We start from the raw sequence: 7980 nt of genomic DNA, 5'->3' as shown, positions 1-7980 counted from the left end.
GCTAACAGTTTCCCACTCGACTTGGCGCCTTTGTCTTTCACCTCAATAGGAAACTATTAGCTTATGGTTTTCCACTCGACTTGGCGCCTTTGTCTTTCACCTCAATGGGAAACTTTTCGCTAACAGTTTCCCACTCGACTTGGCGCCTTTGTCTTTCACCTCAATAGGAAACTTTTCGCTTATGGTTTTCCACTCAACTTGGCGCCTTTGTCTTTCACCTCAATAGGAAACTTTTCGCTAACAGTTTCCCACACGACTTGCCACATTTGTCCATCATCTCGACTAGAAACTATTCACCCATATCATACTGCTGAATCTCATCACGAACTGTATTTTTCTTATCTTCAATTCTGATCTTCTCCCTCAAACCATCAATCAGTTTATTAATCAGCCAGGCTACTTTAGAGTTTCGCCTTAATATCGGTGCAGCTTCCTTTTCACTAATGTAATTGAAATCTACAGAATACAATAGGGCTGTCTCCACTTCATAGCAGGAGCCACGGGCGTTATTTATAGAGAAAATGAATATAATCTTTAACTGTCCCTCTTCCTGCTCCTTCAGCTATATTAAGCCCTACAGAAATGACAGCACGCCTAAGCTGTGACGTCAAGGCATACACCTCACTCTTGGGAAACTGATAAGTCAGCCTGTAAACATCCTGTTTCAATTCCCTGGTTTCCTGCCATACAAGCATATCCTTGTAACTCTGCATATTCACCACTTTCCTAACTGATACAGCACTGAGTATTCACTATGACAAAATCGTTACGAGAGGCTTCCTGTTCGGCTTGACACTTTCTCCTTTCGCTTCTACAGGAAACTTTTCGCTAATAGTTTCCTATTCGGCTTGACACCTTTGCTTTTCACCTCTACTGGAAACTTTTCGCTAACGGTTTCCCAGTCGGCTTGACACATTGCCTATCACCTCAATAGGAAACTATTCGCTTATAGTTTCCTGTTCGACTTGGCACTTTCGCCTTTCATCGCGACAGGAAACTTTTCGCTAATGGTTTTCCACTCCACTTGACGCCTTTGCCTTTCACCTCAACAGGAAACTATTCGCCAATGGTTTCCCACCCGGCTTGACACATTGCCTATCACCTCAACAGGAAACTATTCGCTAACGGTTTCCTCCCCACTTGGCTCGCTTGCCATTCGTCTCAGCAGAAAACTCTCACCTGTTAAGAATATTCGACAGCAGGGCCCCTGCCATTTCATAGTCATCCACCATGACGCACCAGGGGGTATCCTTTCCCTTTTCATAGAAACAGAGAGGCCCCTTCCCCAGTTCCACATGGTCAATATCTGAAAGTTCAGCGGTGATTCTGTCCTTTTTGCTGCGGAAGCCTACACGCTGGGAGGTAATCCAGAAAGCGCCCTTGTCCCCTTCTTCAAAAAGGCTCTTGTCTTCCCTGTTTTCGCAGCTTCCCACTTTGAAGGGCTTCCCCTGGGCAATGATGGTGCCCCCGTCACCAAGGGGCCTCTTTGCCTTCATGAACCGGGCGGCGGTGGTGAAATGGAGTTCTTCCCCCTCCCTGTATTTCACATTGGCATACTCCCTGTTGACCTTCGGCATGAGGCCCTCTTCCTGGATTTTGTAGAGAGCATTGCACCTTTTGGCAATGGTTTCATACTTGTATTTCGCGTCTTCCTTCATCATGTAGCAGAGTTTCAGCATATCCGTAAACATGCCGTATTCATCGTCATTCATGTAGCCCTCATGGTAAAGCTTTTCAAAGGCCTTGTCACAGGCCAGCGCCTGGGCCCGGGCCAGCTGCTTGTTGCCCAGATCCTTTTCCTTTGCATAGGCGATGAAACTTTCCAGCCGGTCTGCATCCAGCTCATCTTTCACCGCTGCCTCCGCCATGCGGCTGGCATATTCTTCTATATATTTATCTTTTCCTGCACCAAACAGATTAAAAAACAAAGGTACCGCCTCCATCATATTCAAACCGGACTTAAGGAAGCGCTGATTAAATCACTGTTTGCCTTTATTCTTGAATTTTTATGCAATGCAAGGAATGGGAAAGGGAATAGCGAGCTATTTAAGGAGTCCCATGACGAAGCAGTGCATAAAAATTCTTATAAAAGCAAACTCCATGAATGAATCAGTGCTTCCTTAAAGAGAAATGGACTCCAGAGAGCGTTCAATCACCCTTTCCGCATAGTCCTTTTCTTTCAGATTGTAAATATAGTCAAAGGAAATATATTTCCCGTCTTTTATAAAAATATAGCTGGTATTATGGTCTCCCTGGTCATCGAAATCCAGACGGAGGCCGTCTCTTCCATGAAAAGAGCCGAAGAGAAACTTCACATTCTTCACATACCTGCCGGTGCTTTCCCCTGCCAGCTTGCTTTTGAAATGGGACATCACATTTTCCTTATCCCCTTCCGATAAATGGGACAGACTGGCAGGGAGGAAGCTGAACTCCCGGTTTTCCGCTATGGGAAGGGCTGCCACCCCGGTCATAAGCAGCCTGTTTCCGGCCACCAGCACATGATCCGGTGCCACCGGCGGATCATAATCCACCTTCATGGAAGCAGGAATATCATAGGTATAGGGAGTTCCCTTCACGTTGACCTTCTGCATAGGCGTGTAAAAAGTGAGAGTGTCCAAGAGCTGCTTCACAGCGGGGCCGTTCTTTTTCCTGTCCCCCTCCTTCATGGTAAAGGAAATCATGGCCGTGCCTTCCTGCCGAAGGAATAGATAGCGCATCACCGAAAAGGCGCCGTCCTCACCCTGGCCTGTGGTTTCTGCAAAAAGAGCCGTGCCGGCCCCTGTTTTTACCTTTTAAGGGACACTTTCTTTTCGCCGGACCGGGCTATGCTTTCCGTCAGAAACTGCTCCGCCTTCTTTTCCTGCTCCTTCATCTTGTCCATGCCGTAGGGCTGGCCATAGGCCCTGGACAGAATGGAAAGGGCTATGCCCTCATCCGGCAGAAATGCCTGATACACCGCCTCGCCGGATTTCTCATTTTCCACCCGGTTTCCCGGAATGGTCATGGAAAGACCGCTGGCCCTGTTATCGTATACATACGTCCCTGCCGGCGCCTCTTCCACCGCCGCCGGCCTGTCCTCTTCCCCCATAACCGCACCAAAAGGCACCAAAAGCGCCAGCGCCATGAGAGGAATTACTGCTGATTTTTTCATGGATTTATCCTGCCTTCCCGCGGAAAAAGCTGATGAAATGAATCAGCCCTCCGTTCATGCTATAATCATATATATCATAGCAGGAAATACCAAATAAGGAAATCGGTTTTCAAAAGGAGGTCTTTCTTATGCAGTTCAAAAAAATTCTTGTGCCCGTAGACGGCTCCGGCACCGCCGACAACGCCCTTCGCTACGGTGTGGAAATGGCCGGCACCTACCATGCGGAATTATATGTGGCCGTGGTGGCAGACATCGGAGAAGCGGCTTACCCCCTGATGCAGGTAAACCTCGACCGCAGCGGCTTTGCCTCCATCAGGGAAAAAGCAGAAGCGGTGATGGAAAGAATCAAGAAACAGATTCCTGAAACTATCCGCTTCACCCCCATCATCCGCACCGGCGTGCCGGGCAGCGTCATCACCTCCCTGGTGGACGAAGAAAACATTGACCTCATCATCATGGGAAACAGCGGCAAAGGCTCCCTCTCCTCCTTCATCATGGGCAGCGTCAGCCAGTACGTCATCCACCATGTGAAAGTACCGGTGCTGATTATCAAGTAAGGCGCTTCGCAGCCCCGGGTTCAGTGTAGAAGAGGGTTCAGAGGGGAAGGTATCACCTGACAGCGATGAATATGAAGCCTGACGCTGCGCACTACCCTTTGTGTTTCCGATACTGCATGACGTACCGCCATACCTGTACTTTTCAATAAAAAATCCCGCCGAGGCGGGATTTTTTATTTCGTACCATATTTCTCCAGAAACTCTTCCATCGATATGGGCCGGCTGTAGTAGAAGCCCTGGAAGTAGTCGCAGCCCATGGCTCGGAGTTCTTTGACCATGTCTTCCGTTTCCACACCTTCTGCGGTGACGGTGAATCCCAGGTCATGGAGTCCGTTAATCAAACCGGGCAGGTAGGGATCCGGTTTTCGGAAGTGGGCGCGGACCAGGGACATGTCGATTTTGATACCGGAAAGGGGAATGTTTTTGACGCGGCTGGCGTTGGCATGGCCGGTGCCGTAGTCGTCCAGCACCATGTGATAACCCAGCTTCCTAAGGCGCCTGATCTGTTCCAGCCCGCCGGGGCCCAGGGCCCCCTGTTCCGTGATTTCCAGATGGAGGAGAGCAGGGGAAACATCATAGAGTTTTCTAATGCTTTCCAGTTTTTCCGGCAGTTTTCTGTCCAGGCACTGCACGGGAGACACATTCACATTGATCCATTTCATGCCGCATCTATCCATGCCGCCTTTCCTGATAAAGGCGCACACCTTTTTGAAAACCTGGAGTCCCAGAGTGGCTACGGAGCCGCTTGATTCTGCAGCCGGAATAAATTCGCCGGGAGGCACCAACCCTCCTTTTCCATCAGACAGGCGGACCAGGGCTTCTGCCCCTTCCAGTTTCCCTGTCTGTCCATTCATCAGGGGCTGCAGGTACACCAGGAGGCTGTCCTGTTCCAGGGAATCCATTAGAAGCCGCCGTACCTGCACCTGTTCAGCCACTTTGGCCTGGTAGTCCCTGCCTATGATGAAATCTTCCTGCCCTACGCCTTCGGCTACGTCAAAGGCAAAGGTGATAACCTCCATCAATTCTTCCACGCTGGGAAACAGGAGTCCTTCCTCCAGACTGCAGCAGCAGATATCGAAGAAAGCGGAACGCTCCCCCTTTGTCCATGCTTTCCGGAAACGGCGGTGCAGTCTGTCCGTTTCCTCCGGGCCGTCTATTTTTCTCCTGAAAAGGAGGAAGAACCGGCCGCTGCCCAGATAGAATGCATCTCCGCCGCTAAATTCCTTGATTAGAAAACGGCCTATACTTTCCAGAAAGCTGTCGATGAAAGCACTGCCGTAAAGAATGCGTCCCTCTTCATAATCTTTGATGACAAAACCAAATCCATGGATACCGCAGCTTCTGATACGGTCTTGGGCCACCAGATGGAAGGCCGCCTTATTCAAAACTTTTGTCTGATGCTCCAGATAGAAATCGGGATTCCTCACAGTGAGGTAAAGGATAAAGGAAGCCAGTGTGAAAAAGTAGCCTGCAAAAAGAACCTGGGGGAAAAGCAGGCGGCCCAACAGGCCGAAAAGAAGGACGAGGAGGCAGAACGCAAAGCCCATATTTCTTCTGAAGCTGTTGCTTTTTCGCCGAAGCCACACAAGAATCAGGGAAAGTCCTGCAAAGAAGGCAAGATAAACCAGGTTGATTTCACGGAAAAGCAGTGCCAGTTCGGCAGGATTGGCACCTGTCATGCTGTATTCCACGAAATAAAGGATACCTGCCGCCACCGGAAGAAAGGCAATCCACCGGATGCGCTTTCCTCCATAATCATCGGCCTGCAGGGCATCGCAGAAATAATAGAAGAGGAAATAGTCTTCCATAAGCACACTGCAGAAGAAAAAGAGGGGCCGGAAAGGCAGTTCTTCTTCCCTGCCCATTGAGCCCGTATACACAAGGAGAAGGTCCGTAAGAAGGATCACCATGTTCCAGCCCATGAGCACCAGAAAGGATCGGGACTCCCGAAGGGGCAGCTGCCGCCGGCTCAGGTAGAAGAAAAAGAGAATCAGCTGCACCGGAATGGCTGCCAGAAAGAAATGGATATTAGGTACCCCAATGGCTGTTAACACATGGTACACCCCTTCCTCTACGGGAAAATTCACAGGTATGACTGTCCCTCCCGGGAGAGTAAATCATAAAAGCAGAATATTTCAGGTTCCATACATCTTTTCAAACTGCGAAAGGGTGAGAGGCGGCGCAAAGTAGAATCCCTGCAGGGAGGTGCATCCCATGGCGGAAAGGCTGTCCGCCATTTCCTTTGTTTCCACCCCTTCCGCAGTCACCTCATAGCCCGACTGCCGCATGCCTTTGATAAGATTGGGAATATAGGAATCGGGACGGTCAAAATGACTGCCTACCAGATGACCATCCAGCTTGATACCGGCCACGGAAATCCTGTTCATCCGCTGGCGGTTGGAATAGCCGCTGCCATAATCATCCAGCACCAGGGTATATCCCCTTTCCACCAGCTCATTCACCCTTTGGTAGCCGCTGTTTCCCATGGCCGCCTGCTCTGTGATTTCCAGACGGACAGCCGACACAGGCACCTCATGCTCCTTACGAAGCGCATCCAGCTTATCCGGCAGGTGCCGGTCCAGGCACTGCAGGGGGGAGAGATTCACCTGTATCCATTTCATCCCCCAGCGCTGGGGCTTCTTTTCCTGGATAAAGCGGCATACTTTCCCGAAAACCTCCAGCCCCAGAAGGGAAATGGAACCATTTCCCTCTGCCGCCGGAATAAACTCATCAGGCAGCACCAGGCTTCCGTCCCTGTCCTTCAGCCGCACCAGCGCTTCTGCCCCCAGAATGCGGTAGGTACCTGCTTCCATCAAAGGCTGCAGGAAAATTTCCGCGCTGTTATTGGCCAAAGCCTCTGCCAGAAGCCGCCGTACATGAAATTTGCGATGCAGCTGTTTCAGGTAGTCCTGATTCACAGTGATTCCCTTCACCGCCACCCCTCTGGCCTCATGGAAACCATCTGCCAGGGCCTGCCGGAACGCTTCCCAGGAAGGAAATGAAACTTCCTGATCCACATAAACACAGGCAATATCAAAGAAGGCGGTTCTTGAACCCTGAGACCAGGACTCTCTGAACCGGTGTCTTAATGTATCAGCAGCCTCTTCGGTCTTTTCCAAAGGAGTCATAAGGAAGAAGCGCCCGCTCCGTAAATAAAATCCGCAGCAGAAAGGAAGCTCCCGGCGGATATATTTCCCTATTTCAAGAAGGAAACTGTCGATAAATGCTTCCCCGTAGAGGATACGGCTCTGTTCAAATCCTTTGATTACAAAGCCGAACCCATGGATTTTCCCTCCCCTGGCCCGGTCTGTATACACCAGCTTGAGTGCCGGCCCGTTTAGAAGATTCGTTTCATCATCCACATAGAAATCAGGATTTCGCAGGGTGAAATACCCCACCAGCACCGCCAGGGTTACAAAATATCCCATAATGGGCATATGCCTGAATTCTGTCCGCAGAAATAGTCCGATAAGAAGAAGGGCACCGCAGACAAGGAAAGAAACATTTCGTTTCAAACCGTTTTCCTTCCATTTCAGAAGAACCAGAAGATTGGGCAGAAGGATGTAGAAGCCATAGCAGTAATACACTCCGCCGTACACCGGGCCGTCCTTAAATGGCACTTCCGGCGAAGAGGTAAAGAAAAATCCCGTCCAGGGGGTGGTGAAAAGAAATAAAAGCATCACCCACACCGGAAGGAATACAACCGCCCTGGTCCATCGCCCTGCGAAACGGGGGATATGAAGGGCATCTGCCGTATATAAAAGGAAACCGGATGCGGTGAGGAGAAAACAGGCAAAGTACAAAATATTCCAGAAATAAAGAACCGTGGCCGGCGTGCCTTTCACCGTTACGCCGCAGGCCATGATATCCGTCACCAGAGTAGAAAGGTTCAGCACCATGAGGTACAGGAATGACCGGGACTCCGAAATCGGCAGATGACGCCGTCCCAGATAATACACGATCATAATCAGCTGCAGCGGAATGGCCGCCAGAAAAAAGTCGAGATTATACCTGCTTTGAAAAAGCCAATCCATAGGCGCACCTCTTCCCCGCTGCCCCGTGCAGCACATCTTCATTTGATATAAAACTGCAAAGGCGGAAAAGGCGAATCAATCCCTCTTTGCTTTCCGAAAAACTCTTTTGGCAAATCCCTTTTGAATGTTATTATACTCTATTATACTCCTGTCCATGATGCTTTATAAACCAATTTGTAATATAAATTGCCGGGGCAGGCCAAAAGAACATGGATGGGCCGGGTATGGGCTGCTGCAC

General features: G+C 50.0%; 8 protein-coding genes. 1 reads left to right on the top strand and 7 read right to left on the bottom strand.

Annotated elements, in window-relative coordinates:
• Positions 1-289: 289 nt before the first annotated feature.
• The 5 genes from Q0482_RS00560 to Q0482_RS00545 all read right to left on the bottom strand — a co-directional run bounded on the left by Q0482_RS00560 (position 290) and on the right by Q0482_RS00545 (position 3151).
• Positions 290-514 (bottom strand): four helix bundle protein, encoded by a 225-nt coding sequence (locus tag Q0482_RS00560; protein WP_299142089.1) that lies wholly within the window; start codon positions 512-514, stop codon positions 290-292.
• The gene (locus Q0482_RS09965) at positions 507-695 is read right to left on the bottom strand and encodes a four helix bundle protein (RefSeq protein WP_366517974.1); all 189 of its coding nucleotides are present in this window, start codon (positions 693-695) and stop codon (positions 507-509) included. Before Q0482_RS09965 ends, Q0482_RS00560 begins: the two co-directional genes overlap by 8 nt.
• A 480-nt stretch (positions 696-1175) precedes the next feature.
• Positions 1176-1928, bottom strand: a complete 753-nt coding sequence (locus tag Q0482_RS00555; protein WP_299142085.1) for a hypothetical protein — start codon at positions 1926-1928, stop codon at positions 1176-1178.
• A gap of 192 nt (positions 1929-2120) precedes the next feature.
• Positions 2121-2720, bottom strand: coding sequence for a hypothetical protein (locus tag Q0482_RS00550; RefSeq protein WP_299142082.1), 600 nt, complete (start codon positions 2718-2720; stop codon positions 2121-2123).
• A 65-nt stretch (positions 2721-2785) separates the two neighbouring features.
• Positions 2786-3151, bottom strand: coding sequence for a hypothetical protein (locus tag Q0482_RS00545; RefSeq protein ID WP_299142081.1), 366 nt, complete (start codon positions 3149-3151; stop codon positions 2786-2788).
• 128 nt (positions 3152-3279) lie between these two features.
• Here Q0482_RS00545 and Q0482_RS00540 point away from each other — a divergent pair, with 128 nt between their 5' ends.
• On the top strand, positions 3280-3708 hold the full coding sequence (locus Q0482_RS00540) for a universal stress protein (protein WP_299142078.1): 429 nt from the start codon (positions 3280-3282) through the stop codon (positions 3706-3708).
• Positions 3709-3881: 173 nt separating this feature from the next.
• On the opposite strand, the gene Q0482_RS00535 is transcribed toward Q0482_RS00540, so the two are convergent.
• Together Q0482_RS00535 and Q0482_RS00530 are read right to left on the bottom strand one after the other, a co-directional pair.
• Positions 3882-5795 carry an EAL domain-containing protein gene (locus tag Q0482_RS00535; protein WP_299142077.1) on the bottom strand — a complete coding sequence of 638 codons (1914 nt, stop codon included), beginning with the start codon at positions 5793-5795 and terminating at the stop codon, positions 3882-3884.
• A gap of 48 nt (positions 5796-5843) precedes the next feature.
• Complete coding sequence (locus Q0482_RS00530) at positions 5844-7742, bottom strand: EAL domain-containing protein (protein WP_299142076.1); 1899 nt, start codon at positions 7740-7742, stop codon at positions 5844-5846.
• Positions 7743-7980 lie beyond the last annotated feature (238 nt).

The sequence above is a fragment of the uncultured Dialister sp. genome (genome assembly GCF_937959425.1).
Taxonomy (GTDB): Bacteria; Bacillota; Negativicutes; order Veillonellales; family Dialisteraceae; genus Dialister.
This window is presented reverse-complemented; position numbering and strand designations above follow the sequence as displayed.